Annotated in this window: 24 protein-coding genes; all 24 read right to left on the reverse strand. The window is 61.1% G+C overall.

Translation table 11 applies throughout. From position 1 onward, the window contains the following. Window positions 1–109: 109 nt before the first annotated feature. Window positions 110–676: a hypothetical protein gene (locus ASE60_RS13545; RefSeq protein WP_057251044.1), complete on the reverse strand. Its 567-nt coding sequence runs from the start codon at window positions 674–676 to the stop codon at window positions 110–112. After that, complete coding sequence (locus ASE60_RS13550; protein WP_057251045.1) at window positions 676–1,044, reverse strand: hypothetical protein; 369 nt, start codon at window positions 1,042–1,044, stop codon at window positions 676–678. Before ASE60_RS13550 ends, ASE60_RS13545 begins: the two co-directional genes overlap by 1 nt. 14 nt (window positions 1,045–1,058) lie before the next feature. Then, entirely contained in the window at window positions 1,059–1,610 is a 552-nt protein-coding gene (locus tag ASE60_RS13555) for a rod-binding protein (RefSeq protein ID WP_057251047.1), read from the reverse strand. A 103-nt stretch (window positions 1,611–1,713) separates the two neighbouring features. Beyond that, window positions 1,714–2,127, reverse strand: coding sequence for a hypothetical protein (locus ASE60_RS13560; RefSeq protein ID WP_057251049.1), 414 nt, complete (start codon window positions 2,125–2,127; stop codon window positions 1,714–1,716). A gap of 4 nt (window positions 2,128–2,131) precedes the next feature. Then, window positions 2,132–2,884: a flagellar biosynthetic protein FliR gene (fliR, locus tag ASE60_RS13565; protein WP_057251051.1), complete on the reverse strand. Its 753-nt coding sequence runs from the start codon at window positions 2,882–2,884 to the stop codon at window positions 2,132–2,134. Further along, the gene (flhA, locus tag ASE60_RS13570; RefSeq protein ID WP_057251053.1) at window positions 2,881–4,968 is read right to left on the reverse strand and encodes a flagellar biosynthesis protein FlhA; all 2,088 of its coding nucleotides are present in this window, start codon (window positions 4,966–4,968) and stop codon (window positions 2,881–2,883) included. Before flhA ends, fliR begins: the two co-directional genes overlap by 4 nt. A gap of 133 nt (window positions 4,969–5,101) precedes the next feature. Next, window positions 5,102–5,368 carry a flagellar biosynthesis protein FliQ gene (gene fliQ, locus ASE60_RS13575; RefSeq protein ID WP_043624946.1) on the reverse strand — a complete coding sequence of 89 codons (267 nt, stop codon included), beginning with the start codon at window positions 5,366–5,368 and terminating at the stop codon, window positions 5,102–5,104. A 7-nt stretch (window positions 5,369–5,375) separates the two neighbouring features. Continuing rightward, entirely contained in the window at window positions 5,376–5,786 is a 411-nt protein-coding gene (gene flgD, locus ASE60_RS13580; protein ID WP_057251055.1) for a flagellar hook assembly protein FlgD, read from the reverse strand. Then, window positions 5,777–6,226: a flagellar biosynthesis repressor FlbT gene (flbT, locus tag ASE60_RS13585; protein WP_025425943.1), complete on the reverse strand. Its 450-nt coding sequence runs from the start codon at window positions 6,224–6,226 to the stop codon at window positions 5,777–5,779. The genes flgD and flbT overlap by 10 nt, the downstream gene beginning before the upstream one ends. Next, entirely contained in the window at window positions 6,223–6,570 is a 348-nt protein-coding gene (gene flaF / locus ASE60_RS13590; protein ID WP_034800744.1) for a flagellar biosynthesis regulator FlaF, read from the reverse strand. Before flaF ends, flbT begins: the two co-directional genes overlap by 4 nt. A 34-nt stretch (window positions 6,571–6,604) precedes the next feature. Next, a complete protein-coding gene (locus ASE60_RS13595; protein WP_057251057.1) occupies window positions 6,605–7,663 on the reverse strand; it encodes a flagellar hook-associated family protein in 1,059 nt (352 codons plus the stop codon). Window positions 7,664–7,665: 2 nt separating this feature from the next. Beyond that, a complete protein-coding gene (gene flgK, locus ASE60_RS13600) occupies window positions 7,666–9,114 on the reverse strand; it encodes a flagellar hook-associated protein FlgK (protein ID WP_057251059.1) in 1,449 nt (482 codons plus the stop codon). Window positions 9,115–9,137: 23 nt separating this feature from the next. After that, a complete protein-coding gene (locus ASE60_RS13605) occupies window positions 9,138–10,370 on the reverse strand; it encodes a flagellar hook protein FlgE (protein ID WP_057251060.1) in 1,233 nt (410 codons plus the stop codon). A 91-nt stretch (window positions 10,371–10,461) separates the two neighbouring features. After that, window positions 10,462–11,133 carry a response regulator transcription factor gene (locus ASE60_RS13610; protein ID WP_057251062.1) on the reverse strand — a complete coding sequence of 224 codons (672 nt, stop codon included), beginning with the start codon at window positions 11,131–11,133 and terminating at the stop codon, window positions 10,462–10,464. 270 nt (window positions 11,134–11,403) lie between these two features. Further along, the gene (locus tag ASE60_RS13615) at window positions 11,404–11,955 is read right to left on the reverse strand and encodes a lytic transglycosylase domain-containing protein (protein ID WP_057251064.1); all 552 of its coding nucleotides are present in this window, start codon (window positions 11,953–11,955) and stop codon (window positions 11,404–11,406) included. After that, entirely contained in the window at window positions 11,906–13,354 is a 1,449-nt protein-coding gene (locus ASE60_RS13620; RefSeq protein WP_057251066.1) for a flagellar hook-length control protein FliK, read from the reverse strand. Before ASE60_RS13620 ends, ASE60_RS13615 begins: the two co-directional genes overlap by 50 nt. Beyond that, entirely contained in the window at window positions 13,351–14,652 is a 1,302-nt protein-coding gene (gene motC, locus ASE60_RS13625) for a chemotaxis protein MotC (RefSeq protein WP_057251115.1), read from the reverse strand. The genes ASE60_RS13620 and motC overlap by 4 nt, the downstream gene beginning before the upstream one ends. A 5-nt stretch (window positions 14,653–14,657) precedes the next feature. Further along, window positions 14,658–15,893, reverse strand: coding sequence for a MotB family protein (locus ASE60_RS13630; protein ID WP_057251068.1), 1,236 nt, complete (start codon window positions 15,891–15,893; stop codon window positions 14,658–14,660). Further along, the gene (locus ASE60_RS13635; RefSeq protein ID WP_057251070.1) at window positions 15,890–16,543 is read right to left on the reverse strand and encodes a hypothetical protein; all 654 of its coding nucleotides are present in this window, start codon (window positions 16,541–16,543) and stop codon (window positions 15,890–15,892) included. The genes ASE60_RS13630 and ASE60_RS13635 overlap by 4 nt, the downstream gene beginning before the upstream one ends. 446 nt (window positions 16,544–16,989) lie before the next feature. Continuing rightward, window positions 16,990–17,961: a flagellin gene (locus ASE60_RS13640; RefSeq protein WP_057251072.1), complete on the reverse strand. Its 972-nt coding sequence runs from the start codon at window positions 17,959–17,961 to the stop codon at window positions 16,990–16,992. A gap of 358 nt (window positions 17,962–18,319) precedes the next feature. After that, window positions 18,320–18,685: a flagellin gene (locus ASE60_RS33715; protein ID WP_082615836.1), complete on the reverse strand. Its 366-nt coding sequence runs from the start codon at window positions 18,683–18,685 to the stop codon at window positions 18,320–18,322. 98 nt (window positions 18,686–18,783) lie between these two features. Beyond that, window positions 18,784–19,536, reverse strand: a complete 753-nt coding sequence (locus ASE60_RS33720; RefSeq protein WP_082615837.1) for a hypothetical protein — start codon at window positions 19,534–19,536, stop codon at window positions 18,784–18,786. A 275-nt stretch (window positions 19,537–19,811) separates the two neighbouring features. After that, a partial coding sequence (locus tag ASE60_RS33725; protein WP_280137709.1) for a flagellin occupies window positions 19,812–19,980 on the reverse strand: 169 nt, incomplete at its 5' end. 24 nt (window positions 19,981–20,004) lie between these two features. Next, window positions 20,005–20,336: flagellin (locus ASE60_RS13650; protein ID WP_280137708.1), on the reverse strand; the 332-nt coding region annotated here is incomplete at its 5' end.

Consider the following 20,336-nt stretch of genomic DNA (forward strand, 5'->3'; position numbering starts at 1 on the left):
CAGGCGCGTTTCCAGCAAATGCCTGGAACGGCCTTAGTCTGGAATCTCACAGCGTCAAATTGAGATGGTCGAGGTCGGAAAGCGAATGCAGGCGCTCGCGTTTCTCAGATCAATGCGAGCTGCTTGCGTTGATCGCGCCTTCCGGCAGCTTATCGCCGGCAACATTGCCGTTCTTGTCGACGATCGGAACCGGCTTCTGCCGCGGCACGTTCTGGCTGTTGGCAACGCGCTTGACGTCGTCCTTGGTGAGGTATTCGAGCTGTTCGACGAGTACCTCGGTGATCACCTCTTCGCCGAGCTTCTTGTTCAGGCCATCCTTCACCGTGGTCTTGAAGGTTGGCAGATCGAAGGTGCCGGTATCGGCAACATCGATGAATTTCGAGCCGACGAGCAGATCGTAAAGCACGTCGGTGACCATCTGCCGGAGCGGAGCACGGAGATTGTTGATCCCCTCCTTGGTCGCAGAGAAGGAAAGCTTCGTGAGGAAATAGCCCTGGACCGAGCCTTCCTTGATCACCGGAATGGTGATCATCTCACCGGGAACATATTGCTCCGACGCGCGACGAGCGGCCTCGCCGTCCGTGACGACGGGCGCCGAAGCGCTTTGCATCGAAAAATAGACTGATCCGAGCGTGACCGCGCAGACCCAGACCCCGGTGAGAATGAGCTTGAGCATCAGAAATCGCTATAGCGGAACTGCGCTTCGGAATAGATGCCGTCCGCATCGGCATCCTGTGCAGCCGTCTTCAGGAGATCGACGACGGAGCGAACCGCTTCGAGATGCGCTTCCACCTTCTGCGAGTTGATCGCCAGCTTGTCGCGCAGATGACGAGCATGCGACGAGAAGGTCGACGACGTCTCCCCCGGCTGCATGTCGCGATGCAACATCGTCAGTTCGTAGAGGCAACGACTCTTATGTGCGTTCGACGTCTTGATGTCGAATTCCGGGTCGAGACCGATGCGGCTGTTCTCGTTGTCGAGGATCATTTCCAGTCGCCCGAGCACGTTCTGGATCCGGACGTCATTGGATGCCACAGCTTCCATGAATCAACTCCCAATTAAGCTTGCTTGTTCTTGTCGTCTTCAGGCGTAAAGCCGGTCAGCGTCTTGCGCTCATATTCCTGCACGAGGCTTGCGGCGAGGTTTCGGCTGTTGCCATCGAGCGAGGCCTGGACCCGATCGGTCGCGCTGCCGCTCGCCAGCTGATCGGCGATGCCGATGCCGCCGCTCTTCGAGATGACGTCGCCGATCTGCTCGGCCATCATGCTCTTCCAGATATCGCCTGCGTTCCCTTTACCGAACACGTTCTCGCTGTCGGTCGGCAACATCGACTTCACGAAGTTCTGCAGCACCATGGCCTCGAACTTTCGATAGGTTTCAGGGATCTTCTTCTGCTCGACGCGGTTGTTGATGTCGCCGAGCCCGGTCGAGCCGTCGGAAGAATTGAGGATGTTGACGGCGGCGGTGAAACCGTTGCCGTTTTCCGCGAGGCTCGTCGCCTTGAAAGCCGCACGATTGGCCTTCAGCCGCGCCTGCGCTTCCTGCACCTCGGTCGGGTCGGCGGCGCGCACGACATCCATCACCAGATCGCTGGGCGGAGAGATGGCCATGACGAATCCTCTCAAAATCGAGCCTGCATCGACCAAGGGCGACGCACAAAGGCAATAGTCGGACCGGCATCGCTCCACCGTCGGAGCATCCCCGGATGGCGTACTATCGCCCGTCAACCTTACCGGAAGCTGGCGCCTGCCCGGTAACGTGTTGATCGATCAGGTCATAGATGGAGTTGTCGGCTTCCTCGCGCTCCTCGGACTGGCGCGCTTCCTTCATGTTTTCCTCGAGCCGGTCGGCCTTTGCCCGCTCCCTCAGCATCCGCACTTCATGCGTCTGCTGGATGCCGAGCAACATCTGGTCCTTCTGCACCAGGCGCCCTACCTGCGAGGAATAGTGGCCGGAGAACATGCGATGCATCGGATGGGCCGAACCCATGGCATCGACGACCACGTCGATCGTCTCTGCCAAGGCCTCGCGTTGGCGCACCATCTCGACATAGTCGGCCTCGGCCATCTGCTCGAGATGGCGCTGGACGGCAACCAGGCGCTTGAGCTTCTGCGAACGGGTCTTCATCTGGCTATCCTCCCTGCATGACCGGCGCGAAACCGTCGCCGAACAGGCGCAGCATTGCGGCGATGCCGAGAGAGAGCAGGAACATGCCGCCCATGATCAGATAGGGCTGCGAAATGAAGTAGATCGGGATCTGCGGGGCGAGCTTGTTGACCATGCCGATCGCTACGTTGAAAAGCAGGCCGTAGATGACGAAGGGGCTCGCGAGCCTCAGCATGATCATGAAGGTCTGCGCCAGCGAGTCCGTGAGCGTGATCAGCACGCCCTGCGGATCGAAGGCGGTACCGATCGGCATGGCGCGATAGGATTGCACGATCGCCTCGATCATCACGTGATGGAAATCGAGCATGAAGAGCACCATCAACCCGGCGAAGCTGATGAGGCTGGTCAATTGGTTTTCCGGCGTGTCTTCAATCACATCCGACGAGGGCGGGGAGCTGAAGCCCATCAACATGGTGATCGCCGCGCCGGCGAACTGCAGCCCGAGCACATAGTAGCGGGCGACGAGCCCCATGACCACGCCGACGGCCGTCTCGGCGGCGATCAGGTAGATGTAGGTATGCCCCTTGCCGGTCACCTCAGGATAGATGTCCGTCCACATGACCGGCAGGATCGCCATGGACACCGCGACCGCGATGAACAGCCGGACCTGCATTGGAACGCGGGCAGAAGAAAACCCGGGCATGATCATGATGCAACCACCGATCCGGCAAAAGGCCGCGAACAGCGCAAGCACCGAGCCCTCCGGGTCGGTGATCATGAAACTGAGCCGATGATCTTGATCTCGAGGCCCTTGGCAAGCTCGACATGCGAGAGCACGGGCAAAGTGGCAAAGAGACGCTCGATGATCATGCGAACATAAGAGCGGGATTCGGGCGAACTTACCAGTACGAAGGGCATGCCGCGATCGAGATGTTCACGGATAACTTTGGTCGCCTGTTCGCTGAATTCTTCCAGATGGCGCGGGTCGATGTCGAACTCGACGACTTCGCCCTTGGCGTCGCGCTTCAGTGCCTGGTGGAAGACCATGTCCCACTTGTTGCCGAGCCGCAGCACGCGCAGGACGCCATTGTCGGCGAGGTCGCCGCAAAGCTGCTGCGACATGCGCACGCGCACGTGCTCGACGATCTGTTCGGTCTTGCGCACATGCGGCGCAAGTTCGGCAACCGCTTCGAGGATCAGGTGCAGGTTGCGGATCGAGACGCGCTCAGCAAGCAGCAGCTTCAACACGGCCTGCAGGCCGGAATAGGACATGTGCGAGGTGCAAATTTCGTCGGCAAGCTTGCGGTATTCCGGATCGAGCCGTTCGATCAGCAGCTTCACGTCCTTGTAGGAAAGCAGGTGCGGCAGGTTGTTGCGAATGACCTCGCTCAAATGCGTCAGCACTACCGAGACGTTATCGATCGGGTGGAAGCCTTCACGCTTCAGGTCTTCGGTGAAGGTTTCGAGGATAGAAACCGCCGGCATGCCGAAGGCGGGTTCGCGGATCTCGTCGCCCGGCACGCTCGGCCGGCGGCCGCCGCCTGTCACCACCAGCACTTCGCCGACACGCACAGTGTTCGAGGCGATCGTCGTACCGTGGATACGGATATGATAGGCCTTGTCCGGAATGCTGATGTCGTCGGACACCTTGATTTCGGGAATGACGAGGCCGTATTGCCCGGCGAATTTGCGGCGCATCTTACCGACGCGGAAGGCCAGTTCCTGGTGGGCGCCGAGCAGGCGCGTCGAGACCTGTTTGCCGAGGAGAAGCTCGATCTCGGCGGTCTTCAGCACCGATTTGACGGAATCCGCCTCGCCTTCCTTGGTCTGCTGGACCTTGGCGGCCTCCTCGGCGCGGCGGGCCGCATTGGCCGCTTCGATCTGGCGCGGCACGAGCCAGCTCAGAAACGCCATGCCGCCGCCGAGAACGGCGAAGGGTAGGAACGGCAGGCCGGGGACGACCGCCAGGAGAATGATCAGACCGGAGGCGACCATCAGCGCCTTCGGATAGCCACCGAGCTGGCCGACGACGGCCTGATCGGTCGAACCCGAAGTACCACCGCGCGACACGAGCAGGCCGGCGGCGAGCGAGACGATCAGCGCCGGGATCTGCGAGACGAGACCGTCGCCGACCGAGAGCTTGACGAAGACGTCGGCCGCTTCTCCGATCGGCATGCCGTGGCGGAGATAGCCGATAATGATGCCGCCGAAGATGTTGATCGCGGTGATGATGAGGCCGGCGATCGCATCGCCGCGCACGAATTTCGAGGCACCGTCCATCGAGCCGTAGAAGGAGCTTTCCTCTTCGAGTTCGCGGCGGCGGCGCTGGGCCTCCTTTTCGTCGATCAGGCCGGCCGAGAGGTCGGCGTCGATCGACATCTGCTTGCCTGGGATCGCATCGAGGGTGAAGCGCGCGCCAACTTCGGCGATACGCGTCGCACCCTTGGTGATGACGATGAAGTTCACGGTGATCAGGATCAGGAAGACGATCAGACCGATGACGAAATCGCCGGACATGACGAGGCTGGCAAAGCCCGAAATGACGCCACCGGCAGCACCATGACCTTCATGGCCATGCGAAAGGATGACGCGGGTCGTGGCGATGTTCAGCGCCAGACGCACCATGGTCGAGATCAGCAGAATCGTCGGGAATGAGGAGAACTCGAGCGGGCGCTGGATCCACAGCGAGACCATCAGGATCAGAACCGAAAAGGCGATCGAGAAGGCCAGTCCCATGTCGATCAGGAACGGTGGAATGGGCAGGAAGAGGATCGACAGAATCATCACGATCCCGAGCGCAAAGCCGACGTCCCGGCCCTTCGGTGCCACTTTCGGGATGATCAGCGCTGCTTGTTGTGCCATGTCTCTTCCGTCTCATCATGAGAACAAGGCAGCATTCACACGCGCTGCCCCACTATAGAGACGGAGATACCGGTCCAAGCTTGTGCGAGGGTTTCACGGCCGCACGTGCAGATCGCCCCGCACTGCGAGCGGATCAGAAACCGGATTGGATGCGCGAGAAGATGATGTCGGTGAAGATCGAGATCTGGGCGCCGATGAAGGGCGCGGACACCGCAACGGTGATCATGACCGCAAGGATCTTCGGGACGAACGTGAGGGTCATTTCCTGGACCTGGGTCAGCGCCTGAATGAAGGCGATGACAACGCCGACGATCATGGCGGCGAGAACGGCGGGGCCCGAGGCCACGATCACGGTCCAGATCGCAGCCTGTACAATATCGAGGGCATCCGCCTCATTCATGGATGGTTCACTTCACCTTGACGCCCGGGCCGATAACAAGCTCCTTGCCGCTATCCAGCACCGCAATGATTCCGTCAGAGTATAGTTTCACTTCCTTAACCACGCCAGTGGTCTTGCCGTCCTCGCTGGTGACGGTGCGTCCGATCACGGCATCGGCTTCGCTCAGCGACGTGCGCTGGAGGAGGCTCTCGAGGTTCTTGTTGGTCTTGATCGTCTGTTCCACCTGCGAAAAGGTCGCGAGCTGGGCGATCTGCTGGGTCGCATCCATAGGTTGCGTCGGATCCTGGTTTTTCATCTGGGCGACCAGCAGCTTCAGGAAGCTCTCGTAGTTGAGCGATGCCTTGGCCGCGTCGCCGCCCGAATCCTGGCCGGAAACGATCGGGGTGTAGCTGTTGTTGTTGACGCCGCTTACCGCCACGGTGCGATCTCCTTGCGAATCTGCTCGACCGTCGCCGGCGTGATTTCCTGCGTGTTGAGAATGCGGTCTTCGATCGCGTAGAGGCCACGGATCGCTTTCAGCGCCTCGAATGCGCGGCCGTTGGTGACGAGACCGTCGACGCGCTTCAGTTCGGCAAGAATCTCTTCGTTCTTGAAGCAATTGAGCAGCATGACGACCGACTTGCGGAACATGGCGGTCGACTGTTCCGCACCTTCCGGATTGATGAGGATCATCTGCGCGATGAAGTAGAGCTGCTTCAGCGGCGTCGTCGCGTCTTCCGGCTGCAGCACGTGGTTTTCGAGCAGGAAGGTCACGTCGTTCAGAAATTCGACTGCGACCTTGCGGTCAACGCGAAGCACCGCACCGTTAACAAAAATCCGTTCGCCCGACTTCAGCGAAATACGCAGTGTGCTCTTCATTTCAGTCCATCCCTGATGATGGTGGTAATGTCAATTATGCCCTGGAAGTTGGAGGATTCGCGTTTGCGGATCTTCTCTGTCTCGTTGAGTATCCAGATGGCGATCGAAATCAGATTGGCGCGCAGCTCTTCGTTGAGCTGGTTTTCCGGAGCGCGCAGATCCTCGATGAAGCGGATCCACAGGCGCCGGGTGAAGTAGATGGCCTCGATGGCCTCTCTCGAATACCCTTTCTGCTGTTTCGCTGCTTCCATGAGCGCGATCGAGCGATCGAGTACCTGCCGTTCTCGATTTTTGGAGTCGGCGACGCCGTCCTCCATGATCTCGGCATAGGAAAACTGATACATTCAGACATCCTTCATGTTTGTCCGGTGCCCCATACTAGAGGAAATTGAGCAAGCTCATCTGCTGTAGTCGTGACGTTAGTGTATAGGACGTTTCCAACTGCACCTTTAGCGTGTTGATCCGGGTCGATGTCTCGATCGGATCGACGCCCTCGATGTCGGCGACATGCGTGTTGACGAGCTTGAGCTGCGCTTCGATGGAGGTATTCGCCTTCTTGACGCGCGCTTCAGAGATACCGAGCGAGCTGCGCTCCGCGTTGAGGCCGGCAATCCCCTGTTCCGCGTAGTCGAGGGCTGCGACGCCAATGGCCGAGCGCACCTCAGGCGTTACGTTCTTGTCCATCAGTTCAGCGGCGATCACGCTTGCCACCGCGAACATCCGGAAACCCTTGGTATTGGCGTTGGTCGAGCTCTCGATGACTTCGCTGGTGCTGATCCGGCTCGTCATGTTCTGGTTCGAAGCGTCGGACCAGTTGGCATCCCAGCCAGGTCCGGTGAACATCGGTTCGACGGTGTTCTTGATGAAGTCCTGCATTTGCGTGACGGAGAACTGGTTCATGCCGGTCAGCGGCGGAACCTGCGCAGCCATGAAGGTCGAGAGTGCATTGTCGAAAGCAGTCTTGGCGGCCGACGGCGGTGTCGTGTCGTAGTCGGCAACCGGCTTGGCATCCGTGTTGATGCCCGAAAACAGGAACTCGCCATTGAAAGAAGTGTTGGCCGCAGCAGTAAAGGTCTGCAGCGCGCCCATGATCTCGGTCTTCTGGATCTTCAACTGGCTGGCAGCATCGTTGCCCTTGTAGGTGACGAGCGTGTCGCGCACCTTTTCCGCCGCCTTCGCCATGGTCTCGAGAGCGCCCTGCGAACCGGAGAGACGCTGGGTCACGACCGAGTTAGTGCTCTTCATCGAGTTCAGCCGGTCCAGCTCGCGCTGAAGGTTGAGTGAACGTGACGCCGTCGCACCAAGCGCCAGGCCAACGTCATAGTGGCGGCCGGTGGTCTGCTCCTGGGTGAGTTTGAGCAGCTCCGACTGATTCTGCTGGATCGTCAGGCGCATTGCGCTCTGGATCGCCAGATTAGAAACGTAGGACGTCTTCATGATTACCTCACGGCTTCCATAAGGGCTGCCATCATGGCATCCACGGTACTGACCAGCTTGGCCGATGCTTTGTAGGATTGTTCGAGATCGAGCAGCAGCGACAGTTCTTCGTCGATGCTGACGCCCGTCTGCTTGCTGAGTGCTTCCTGGGTGCGCGCAAGCATTGCCTGCTTGTTGTCGTCCGCGGTCGAGGCCGTCTTGCGTGTCTGCTCGAGCCAGCCAACCGAACCGGTCGCAAAGTTCAAAAGGCTGCTATTACTATCGAGGCCAGTGGACGGGGCGAACGACATGTTCTCGCCCATCTTGTTGATGAAGCCGTCGAGCAGCGCGGTATAACCGGGGCTCGGATTGGCCGCACCGCCCGGGTTCGACACCACGCCATTGAAGCCGCCGTCTCGCAGCAGCAACGGGTTCGCTTTGGCCAAGGCGTTGACGGTGATCTTGGACGCCATGCCGGGGACGATGGTGCCCGTTGGCGGAACGCCAGCACTTCCCCAGGTGAACAAGCCGGGCTGATACGCGATTGCCGGCGGGCTGCCTTCCTTGAAAAGCTCGACCAGACCGCGCGCGATCTCGTCCAGCTGCGACTGGAACTTCGGCGCGATATCGTCGCGCAGCTGCACCAGGCTCGCGAGCTTGCCCTTGGCTGTCGTGTCCGCGCCGGTTCCGGCTGCGATCGGCACGCCATCGACGAAAATCTTGTTTCCTGTGACGGTGGCGTCGAATGTGGTGGTAGGAGCGAAAGTGACCTGACGCGGAATGTTCTCGAAGAGCACCGTGCCGTCGGTGGTGAAGATCACCGTATCGCTGTTGCCGCGCGTGACGGTGGAGATGCCGATGATCTCCGAGACCTGCTTCAGGATCTTGTCGCGCTGGTCGAGCGCGTCGCTGGCGTCACTGCCTAGAGCCGTCGCCGACTTGACGGCGTTGTTGGCCTTCTCGAAATCCGCCAGCAAGCCGTTCAGCTTGTCGACCTCAAGGGCGATTTCCTTGTCGGCATCCTTGCGCAGGTCCTGCACCGTGGTGGAGGTTTTGTTGAGCGAGTCGGCGAGATCCTGCGCATCGGAGACGGCCGTCGCCGCGATCGTCTTGTTCCCCGGCGTCGCAGCCAAGGTCTGTAGGCTGTTGCGGAAGTCCGAGAGCAGCTTCGACGGCGCCGTTTCATAGTTGTTGCCGCCGAGCGCCGACTTCAGCAGTTCCAGCCCGTCGCGAAGTCGGGCCTGGCCCGAGGCTTCGCCGATGCTGGCGATGCTCTGCTTGAGCAGCGCCTCGTTCTGGGCCCGGTAAATGGATACGACCTGCGCCCCGTTCGGCGTGCTGCCCAAGAGAGCGAGACGACGCGAATAATCCGCATTGCCCGCATTCGCGATGTTCTTCGACACGGTCGCGGTCTGCTGCGCCGTATTGCTGAATGCCTGCTGTGCGATGGATATTGCGGAGGACAGCGACATGACGCGGACCGTATCTCTTTCAATTACCGTTTCAGGTTGACCAGCACGTCAAGCAGGTCCGAGGCGGTCTGGAACACCTTGGAGTTTGCCGTGTAGTTGCGCTGCGCCTCGATCATCGAGGTCAGTTCGTTGGCGATGTCGACGTTGGAGTTTTCAAGCGCCTTGGACTGGATGTTGCCGAATGCCCCGGAGCCGGCAAAACCGGTGACGATGACGCCGGAATCGGTGCCCTGCGAATAGACGTTGCCCGATTCCGGCTGCAGCTTGTCCGGGCTCTGCACGGTCGCCAGCGCGATGCGATACTTCGGGACGAGGTTGCCGTCGCCGTACTTGACGTAGACGATGCCTTCCTTGTCGATCTCGAAGCCCGACATCTTGCTCGGCTTGCTGCCGTCGATGCCGCCGCCGGTGCTGGTGAAGTCACCGCCGAGCTGCGTGGTCTTAGTGGTGTCGATCGTCAGAGCGCCGAGATTGGCGCCGGTGCCCGGCAGGTTGTTGATAGCCGTCGTCGTCAGTGTGGCAGGGACCGCGCCGGTGCGCTTGCCGGCCGCGTCGAAAGTCATGACCTGAGAGCCAATCACACCGGTGATCGGCGGGCCGGCCGAGTAAGTCGCCCGGTCGCGGATCTCCAGCGACCACTCATTGACGTTGGTTTTCTTGTAGACGAAATCGAGGATACGGGTGTTGCCCTGGCTGTCATAGACGACGAGCGAGGTCGGCTTTTCGTCGCCGATCGCTGCACCCGACGGCAGGTTGGCTTCCATCGCGCCCTTGGTCGAACCGGAGGCCACCAGGCCTTCGTCCTTGAGCTTGACCTGCGTCAAGCCGTCAAAGCCGTTGACAACGACTGTCGGATCAGCGCCGGCCTTGTATTCGTAACCCATCAGCGTGAAGCCGGCGGTGTTGACGAGGTTGCCGTCCTTGTCGGGGACGAAGGAGCCGGCACGCGTCAGGAAGTTCTGGCCGCCATTGCCCTGGACGATGAAGAAGCCGCCACCGTTGATGGCCAAGTCACTCGCCGACGTCGTGTAGCTCGTGCCGCCCTGCTGCGAGATGCTGTAGCGCACCTGGGTCTCGACGCCGCCGGAACTGTAGTTGCCGCCGCCTGAAGGCAGGATCATCGACGAGAACTCGGTTGAGGCGCGCTTGTAGCCCGTCGTGTTCGCGTTCGCGATGTTTTCGGCGACCGTGCCGAGACGGTTGGACTGGGCGTTCATACCGGACACGCCCGTTCTCATGCTGCCATAGAGACTCATATCGGATCCTCATTTCCTTGTTACGGCGACACTAGGAAGCGGGCCTTGCGTGAACCTGTCTTGGTTCGGCGCCCGCTCAACCGCGTGGCGTTCAGTTCCAGTCGATGCAGTAGCCAAGGAAGCGCTTGGAATCGATCGGATCGAAGCCGAGCTTCTTGCGCAGTTTCTTGCGCAACTTGCTGATGTGGCTCTCGACGACGTTTTCTTCGACATCCTCGTCGAAGATCCCGTAGATCGCGTTGAAGATCTGCGACTTGGATACGCGGCGGCCGCGGTTTGCGACCAAATACTCGAGAATCCGCCGTTCGCGGCGCGGCAGTGCGAAGACGTCGCCGTTGATCTCGGGATCACGACCGTCGGCAAAGACGCGGATCGGACCAATGTCGGTGAAGTTGGTAATCGCCTTCAGGCGGCGGCGGATTGCGGCGACGCGGGCGAGGATTTCGCGGGGGTGAACCGGCTTGCGCACGACGTCGTCGACGCCACAATCAAAGAGCGCAAGCGTGTTTTCGAGAGAGGGGGTGTCGCTGACGGCGATGACGGGCGCCATCGACCGGTCGCGGATGGCACGAGGCAGTGCGAAGGTGGCGTCGCCCTGACCGATCAGGAAGGCCTCGACGGCATCGATATCCGAATCAGCCGCCGCGTTTACCCACTCGCCAAACTCCCTGGGGTCGAAGCCCGTCGAGGGAATTCCTTCACGCCCGAAGAGCGACGTATAGCCGTCCTTCACAAGCTCTCTTTCATCAACCACTACGATCATTCGCCCGCCTCCGAATCAGTATGGCTCCGCACTGATCGAGAGGTACGAATCGAGGGATTCATGAACAACTAGAGGAAGTTACTGGGTGGAATTAATAATTGATTAACCATGTTTCGCCGATTTGATCTATATCTAGTGGCACCCCGTTAACAGCGGCACTAAAATAATGTGGAAAAGTTAACGGACTACGACAAATCCGCTTGCCGTCACATTGTCCACGCATTGTCGCCACAATGCGGCAGCGTCTTCAAAAATACAATTATTGATTGCTCACTGACAGAACTGCGTGGCGTTCGGCGTCCACTTGCCGTAGCCCGTTGCGACAAGATTCGCGATCACCCGACAGACATATTTCTTCTGCGCCGGGTCGTTGTTCGGGCCCGCGTGATAGCGGGCGACAGCCATAGTCCAAGTCTCATGCTTGGCGTGCAGATTGGCCAGGAAGCGCGCGGCATATTCGACATTCTTGCGCGGGTCAAGCATCTCCTGCGGCGAGCTGAAATGCTCGCCATGGAAGTAATAGTTGATCTGCATGCAGCCAAGATCGATGAGCTTGGCGCCCTGCGCACGGGCATTGCCGAACTGCGTGAGAACGTCCTGTTCACTGGTGCCAAAATAGGCCTTGCCTTCGATGTTCATCGCATAGGGCTGCAGCGAGCCCTTGCGGCCAGTTTCGGTCAGCCCGACGGAATAGAGTATCCCGGCAGGGATGTCGTATTTCGCCGCGGCGTTCATGATCTCGCGTTCGCAGACGCCGGCGCTGGCCAAGGCACTACATGTAGACGTGACCAGTGCGAGAGCGCTCAGTGCCGGCAGCCGCATCGTCCGTCCCGCCATTGCCAACCCACCTTTCCGCCATCGAAGCCTGGCCGTCGTCCTGTCGCTGCTGACGTCCCTGGGCGTTGCCGTCAGCCCGCTCGCGTCCCTGCTGCCCGGCCTGGGCTTGTGCCTGAGCCTGCGAGCCTCCGCCCGTGGACGTGTCGCCGCCCGAATTGAACACGATGTTGACCTGGTCGACCGCGAAGCCCTGCGCACGCAGGGCCTTCACCATCTCGCTCTGGTCGTCGCGCAACTGCCGGAACGCTTCGCCGGTCTCCACCTTCAGCTCGACCTGCAATTCGTCGTCCTTGAGCCTCAGCGTGGCGGTGACGAGACCGAGCTCGATCGGATGGAGCTGGATCTTCAGCGTGTTCAGCGTCTTGCCGGCCTGGGTCCAGGCGCCTGGCTGGCTGAGTGCCGCGCTCGGCTGCAACGGGCTGGCGCCGACTTCGCCTGCGATCGCGTCCGCCACGGCGCTCGTGTTCGGATTCACCGAGATGCCCAGGTAGCGCCGAGCCTCAAGTACCGTGACGTTCTCGACCTTGGCAGCCTGCGAACGGGTGCCGTCGAAAGCAGCCTCTCCGTCCTTGGAAAGGCTCATGGTTACGGCCTGTCCCTTGCCGTCGGCCCGTGCGAAGCGGAAGAGCCGATCCGTATCGGCCTCGCCTGCCGTAGCTTCGGCCCTGGCGCCGTGCTCGCCGGTCCCAGCGACATGCATGCCTGCAGCCTCGCCCCTGCCAGTCGCCGGCTGACGGCCGGCCTTGGTCGTTTCGCCGAGAGCCTGCCCGACTGCCTGGCCGCCGCCGAGCAGCGTAAACAGGTCATCCATATCCATCTTCGATGCCGACGTCGCTTCGCCGCCCTCGCCATTGGCGGCATCGGCGTCGCCTGCCGCCGTCGTTTCGCCGTTTGCCTGCGCCTTTGCCAGCCGCTCCGCAAGGTCGGCAATGCGCTCTGCGAGTTCGTCCGGGACGGTCGCGTTGCTCAAACCGGCCGGATCCGCGTTCGCCTTGGCCGTATCGGCCTTGTTCGCCGTGCGACGCGCGCCAAGGTCGCGTTCCGTTGCTGGGAAACGGTCGTGGGGCGCGTGTTCGCCAAGTGCCTGTTCGTCGCGGCCGATGGCAATGCTGCGCGCCGCCGCGCCGTGCCTGCCGGCGCTCTTGGCAATGTTGTCCTTGTCGATCAAGGCTCCAGCCTCCGTGTCGTCGCCGGCAGCGGTGTCGCCGAGGCCTTTGCCGGTTCCCGCCTGATCATTCGCCTTCTGCCGTCCAGCATTTGCCACGGCGTCCTCGAAGGCACCGCCCAAGGCGCCATCCGCCTGCTCCTTGCCGCCGGCGCGCCCATTTCCCTTGCCGGCAGGGGCCGGGGGCAGACCACGCAGGCTATCATCAAGAGCCCTCATTTCCCTTCTCCCTTCAGGAGAGCATCGATCTCTTCGATCTTCGACCTCCCCTTCGCCACGAACCCGTCGTGTTCGGGATCGCCGGCCGCGCCAGCGTCGATTTCCGCCGCGCCTTCGGCTGCGGCCACCGGGATCGGCGTATTGCCGAAGGGGCTTAGGCCACTGCCTGTCTCCTCACCCGTTTCCGAGCTGTCGGCTTCGACCGGTCTATCGGGTTTAGACGCAAACGCTTGCGTGAGGCTTTCATCATTCGGCGGCCTGACGACCGCATCTGCGACGGCTCTTGCGGCATCTCGCAGCGCGCGGTCGCGTGGCGAAAGCTCCGCATCCGGTATCGCTGCTATGCTCGCTGTCGCGGCGAACACGTCGCGGGAGGGAACGGACGCCAGGCCCGCATAGAAACCGGCGAGCACTTTCGGCTGCATTGCGCCGTCGGCACCAAGCGCTTCTGCCCGCTCAGAAGCCTGCTTCGCCAATGCCTGCTTGCCGGCGATCGCTGCGCGCCGGGCGACACGCAGATAGACCTCGCGCTGGCGCGGCGCGTCCATGAAGTCGAGAATCTCGGAGATCCGCCCCTGGGCTTCTCCGTCGAAATGCGCGACGGCAAGCTCGACGAAGACGTCGGCGAACTGGCTGGCATAGGGAGACGTCAGGTAGCGGCGCGCATAGGTCAGCGCGTAGTGAAAGCCCTTGTCCGGCGCGTTGGCCTGCACCGCAAGGAACACGGAGCGACGCAAGGCCGCCTCCTCGATGATCGTGCCGGGAGCCGTCAAACGCGCCCAGTCGTAGTACTTCATCGCCGCAACCGGATCCTGCTGCGACGTCGCATTGCCAAGAATGAGATAGAGATACGGACCGATGCGGGCGTTTCGATATTCCGGGGCAGCCTTGGACAGGTTCTCGACGATCAGACCACCCTTGCCGTTCAGATACTGCCGTAGCGCTTCGGTCACCCGGGAATCGAAATTGCCGGCCACGTCATGATCCGAAAGGTACTTCAGCGTCTCGGGATTGCCGCCGCTCATCGCATAGACCAGCGCCGCATCGACGTTGCGCGGGTCGCTAAACACCGAGGAATCGGCGGCGCGCAACCGCTTGTCGATCGCCCCCAGCATGAAACGCTGCATCTCGATCGCGGAGTGATCGCCGAGCACCACGGAGTCCTGCACATATTGCAGCGACCGGATCATCTTGAAGGGCGCGAGTTCCTCGATATCGTTCGCCCTGGCGCTCCCGATTGCAAACGGGGTCGCCAGCACGCAGCAGGTCATCAGGATCGATCGCAAGCGTCTCAGCATCATGTTTAACCCGGAGCCGATTGCAGCAGGATCTCGATGCGCCGGTTGCCCGGCGCATAGGGATCAGCCGGGATCTGCAGCCGCCGGTCGGCGAAGCCAGTGATCTGGCTGACGCGGTCTTCCTTCAGACCACCGCGAACGAGCATGTAATAGGCACTCTGGGCGCGGGCGGCGGAGAGCCGCCAGTTGTCATAGGTGCCGTCCTTGAACGGGCGACCGTCCGTGTGGCCGCGGATCGCGACAGCACCCTGCCGCTCGGCGAGCAGATGGCCGATCTTTTCCATCGCCAGTACCAGTTCCTTCTGCGGTACGGCCGAACCGATGGCGAACATCTGCGCGTCCGTGCGCTCGCTGATCGTAACCATGAGACCGCCCTCGGCCGGCGTTACGACGAGGCCTTCCGCCAGTTGGCCAGCCTCACCGGCAAGCTCCTTCTTGAGCTCGGCCTGGAGTTCTTCGGCCTGTTTCTCCGCGGTCGCCTCGGCCGTGGCGGTCTTCGGCTTGTCGCCGGCGTCGCTCTCGGCCGTTTTGTCCGTGCCGTCTCCTGCCTTCGCCTGCTCCGCCTGTTTTTCATCCTCGGTCTTGTCGACCGCGGGCGCGCCACCTGCCTGCATCGCAGATGCCGCGGCGAGCGCCACGTCGCTCTTGGTCGTATTGCTCGCTTCGGTCAGTTCGACCTGTTTGGTCCAGAAATCCGGATCGAACGGATCGCGATATGCTTCGCCGCCGTCGGCGCCGGTTGCCGGACCGGACTGAGCCGCTCCGCCCTCACCCTTCACGCTGATGTTGGCCTGCTGGCCGACTTCGCGGGCGATTTCGGAGAGCACCGAATAGGGGTTCTCGAAGAAGTCTGCGTCGGAATACTTCGTTTCTTCGCCCGAGGTCGCCGTCAACTGGTCGCCGGTCTTGGCCGACCCACCGGACTTTTCCTGCTCGCCATCGACCTTGGAGCGCTGCTGCGTCTCCTCGCCCTGCGCATCCTTCGCCGGATCCTTCAAGCCGCGTTCGGCAGGTTTCTGGTCGGTCAATTGCACCGGATTGAAATAGGAGGCGATCGCCGCCTTCGTTTCCTCGTTGGCAGCGTTGATCAGCCACATGACGAGGAAGAAGGCCATCATTGCCGTCATGAAGTCGGCATAGGCGATCTTCCACGAGCCACCGTGATGCCCGTCATGGCCACCATTGTGGCGCTTGACGATGATGATCTCATGTTTGCCGTTGTGATGGTTTTCGTCGCTCATGCGAGAACTTTCCGGACGGTATCGGCCCAGGCGGCCATGCGTGTCACCAGGATCGTACCGTCCATTTCGACAGCGAGATCGATGTCGTCGGTTTCGACGTGGCGGAACAAAGGCATGTCCTCCCCGAGCTGGCGCTTCAGCGCCTCGAAGAGTTGGGTTGGGCCCTTGACGACGAGGGTGCAACCTTCGCCGGCCACCAGGCCCTGCTTAATCATCTGCGCCATATCGGCGACGGCGCGCTGCAGGAGGGCATCCTCCATGACCGGCGCAAGAACCCGAGCGGTCTGATCTCCGAGCGCGACCACCAGACTGTCGGCCATGTCGGCAAAGCGCTCTGCCAGGCGGTTGGCGGTCTCTGCTTCGAAGCGCTGGGTCAAGGCCGCGAGCTCGGCCGCATGGGCCGCCTGCAGGTCGGCAATCTGGCGCTCGTGTTCGAAGACGAGCTCGGCCGTCGCCTCGGCGCGGCCTTCTGCGAAGGCGCGTCGGCGCTCCGCGTCGATGTCAATCTCTGGCATGGCTGGCCTCGCGCCGAGGCGGTCGCCATCGGCATAGTCGCTGTCCAGGTCGGGGAAATATTTTTGGGGCATCAGCGACAGCTCGACTTTCGGCGCGCTGAAATCCTTGAGGTAGCGGGAGAGCATCGCACTCATGACCGGTCACTCGCGGCGGCGCAGCGATGCGGCAATCCCCGTCTGATCACGAGACGGCACCCTCTGGCGCGGACTTCCATGGCTCCTGGCACTGCTGACATGTCTCCCACGGGTCCAGCCGCGGATGCGAAGAACCCAACATTCTTGACGTACATCGGCGATGTTCGGGCTAGTTGTTCCCGGAGCGATCCGATGCAGGCGGCGGCCAAGATTCATTTTGGCCGGCAGTCATGCGACAGGACTGCGAGAGAAGGCTATTCGGTCAAACTTGTGCGAAAATGAATGTGTTGGACCGCGCCAGGGCAATTAGCGCGGTCCAACCGTTTCCACCGGGTGCCGTGACCGACGACGTGGCAGAACTCAAACTTTGCCGCCCCCATTCCGAGAAAGCGGAAGCGTTTTGGCGGATCCGCCGGGCGCAGCCGGCCGCTCTCCGCCGATGCGCCTTACTGTTGGAACAGGCGCAGGATGTTCTCGGAGTTCGTATTGGCGATCGAGAGCGCCTGGATGCCGAGCTGCTGTTGCGTCTGCAGTGCCTTGAGGCGCGTCGATTCCTCGTTCATGTCGGCATCGACGAGGCGACCGACACCCTTGTCGATCGTATCCATCAGGTTGGCGATGAAGCTTTCCTGCATGTCGATGCGCTTGGTGATGGCACCGAGCGTGGAACCGGCATCGGTCAACTGGCCGAGGATGTGGTCGACGACGCGGATCATGTCGTCCATCTGGGCGTCGGTGGTCGCTGCCGTCAGCTTGACTTCCGACGAGGTCGCATTCGGGGTGGTCACCGGTGCGCCGATCAGGTGGAAAAGCTTGGCCGAGGTGCCGACCGGCGACGTGAGCAGCGAGGCGTCGTAGCTTCTGGTCAGGAGGCCACGGCTCGCATTGGCCGTATCGATCAGCATGGATTGCGCCGTGTCGAAGTCGAGCGTGGTGACCGACACGTTGCCGTTGGCATCGCGGTTGAACGAGGCAACGATCGACTTGGTGCCGACGGAAGCCGAATTCGCGTTATAGAGCCAGTTTTCGCTGGAGAAGGATGCTGACTGCGCGGCAGCCAGGAGCTGGTTCTTGAGTTCGGTGATTTCCTTGTCGATCTTCAGCTTGTCGACGCCCGGCTCGCGCGCGGCAACCAGCTTGCGCTTGATCTCGCTGACGACGTCGATCGACGAATTCATCGCCGCATAGGCCGTGTCGATCTTGGCTGCGCCGAGGCCGAGTGCGTCTTCGACGGTCGACAGCGCGGCATTGTCGGAGCGCATGGTGGTCGCGATCGACCAGTAGGCGGCATTATCCGCAGCGGTCTGCACGCGATAGCCGGAGGAAATCCGATCCTGGACCTCGGCCATGTCGGTATTGATGGAACGCAAGGTCTGAAGCGCCGCCATGGCGGCGGTATTGGTCATAATGCTAGTCATTGGTCACCTGCCCGGAATGAATTTCTGAAGACATTCCGGAGTGCAGAACCGGCAGCGATGGGACTGGCATCATGCGAATCGCCCCTGTTTTGCCCTGGAGGCGACCCTTCGCTCTTAACCAATATGTAACGATTGCATGGTTAACAAATGGTTAACGCCGTTAGTAAGTCGGTAACAAAGGTGAACAAAAATAAGGGAATATGGATGAAAGGTTAAAGGCGGATCGCGCACGCTGCCAACGCGCCTGGGAAAATTTGAAGCGCAAAACGAAAAAGACCGCACGACCCCGTTGGGCGTGCGGTCTTTCTGCTGTGTGCGAACGAGGGGCGAAAAGTCGCCCGTCTTGCCTGTCGTTCGCTTAGCGGAACAGCGACAGGATGTTCTGCGAGTTGGTGTTGGCGATCGTGAGCGCCTGGATACCGAGCTGCTGCTGCGTCTGCAGAGCCTTCAGGCGGGTCGACTCTTCGTTCATGTCAGCGTCGACGAGGCGGCCAACGCCCTTCTCGATCGAGTCCGAGAGGTCGCGGACGAAGTTCTGCTGCAGTTCAACGCGGCTGTTGAGCGCACCGAGATCGGCAGCAGCGTCGGTCATCTGCAGAAGCGTTGCGTCAACGCCCGAGATGGCTTCTGCCAGAGCGCCCATCGTCATGTTGGTGATGTCGAGCGACAGCACGCTGTAGCCGGTCGTAACCGTCGCACCGTTGGTCGCCAGCTTGTATTCCATGTAGCTGGAGAGCAGGCCGGTGCCGCCGGTCGTGACGTTAGCGCCGGTGGCGTCGACCTGGATCAGCGAGCTCTTGTTCGTGTCGAACTGGAGCGTCGTCAGGCTGACGTTGCCCTGGGCGTCGCGGTTGAACGAACCGACGATCGACTTGGTGGCAGCCGTGTTGTTGGCGTCGTTGTAGACCCAACCGTCATGTTGGTGATGTCGAGCGACAGCACGCTGTAGCCGGTCGTAACCGTCGCACCGTTGGTCGCCAGCTTGTATTCCATGTAGCTGGAGAGCAGGCCGGTGCCGCCGGTCGTGACGTTAGCGCCGGTAGCGTCGACCTGGATCAGCGAGCTCTTGTTCGTGTCGAACTGGAGCGTAGTCAGGCTGACRTTGCCCTGGGCGTCGCGGTTGAACGAACCGACGATCGACTTGGTGGCAGCCGTGTTGTTGGCGTCGTTGTAGACCCAGTTTTCGCCGGAGAACGAAGCCGACTTGGMAATGCTSAYGAGCTGGYTCTGCAGCTCCTTGATTTCCTTCTGGATCTTGCTCTTGTCRACRCCCGGCTCGCTGGCGGCAACCAGCTTCTTCTTGATCTCGTCGACGACGTCCTTGGAGTTTTCCATGGCCGTGTAGGCAACGTCGGTCTTGGCAGCGCCGAGGCCAAGAGCGTCTTCAACGGTCGAGAGTGCCTTGTTGTCCGAACGCATGGTGGTTGCGATCGACCAGTAAGCGGCGTTGTCCGCAGCGCTACCGACGCGCAGGCCCGATGAGATGCGGTCCTGGGTGGTTTCCATCGAGGAATTGATCGAACGCAGGGTCTGAAGAGCCGACATTGCGGCGGTGTTCGTCATGATGCTGGTCATTGGCTGAGTGCCCCTTGTTGGCTGATTTGGAATGAAAAGGGACATTCCGGGATTACCGGGAAGCAGCGGTCAGCCTCATGCCTGTTAATGTTGATTAACCCGCCGTTTCGTTGGCCACAGAAAACACCATCGTGGTTAACAAATGCTGAAGCTCAGTCGATAATTTCGGCACGCGTGGCTGAAATAGACCAACAAAAAGCCGCGCCTCTTGCGAAGCGCGGTTTCGATTTTCTGCAGTCGGGCGCGAGCCGGAGCCCGCGCCGCCTGGCGCCCGATTAACGGAACAGCGACAGGATGTTCTGCGAGTTCGAGTTGGCGATCGTGAGCGCCTGGATACCGAGCTGCTGCTGCGTCTGCAGAGCCTTCAGGCGGGTCGACTCTTCGTTCATGTCAGCGTCGACGAGCTTGCCGATGCCCTTCTCGATCGAGTCCGAGAGGTCCTGANGGCGGATGTCGTTCTGGTCGGCATCAGCCGGACGTCGAAGACGGCTGCGTCTGCAGAGCCTTCAGGCGGGTCGACTCTTCGTTCATGTCAGCGTCGACGAGCTTGCCGATGCCCTTCTCGATCGAGTCCGAGAGGTCCTGAACGAAGTTCTTCTGCAGTTCAACGCGGCTGTTGAGCGCACCGAGATCGGCAGCAGCGTCGGTCATCTGCAGGAGCGTCGCATCAACGCCCGAGATGGCTTCGGCCAGAGCGCCCACCGTCATGTTGGTGATGTCGAGCGACAGCACGCTGTAGCCGGTCGTAACCGTCGCACCGTTGGTCGCCAGCTTGTATTCCATGTAGCTGGAGAGCAGGC

Source organism: Ensifer sp. Root278 (genome assembly GCF_001429285.1).
Taxonomy (GTDB): Bacteria; Pseudomonadota; Alphaproteobacteria; order Rhizobiales; family Rhizobiaceae; genus Ensifer.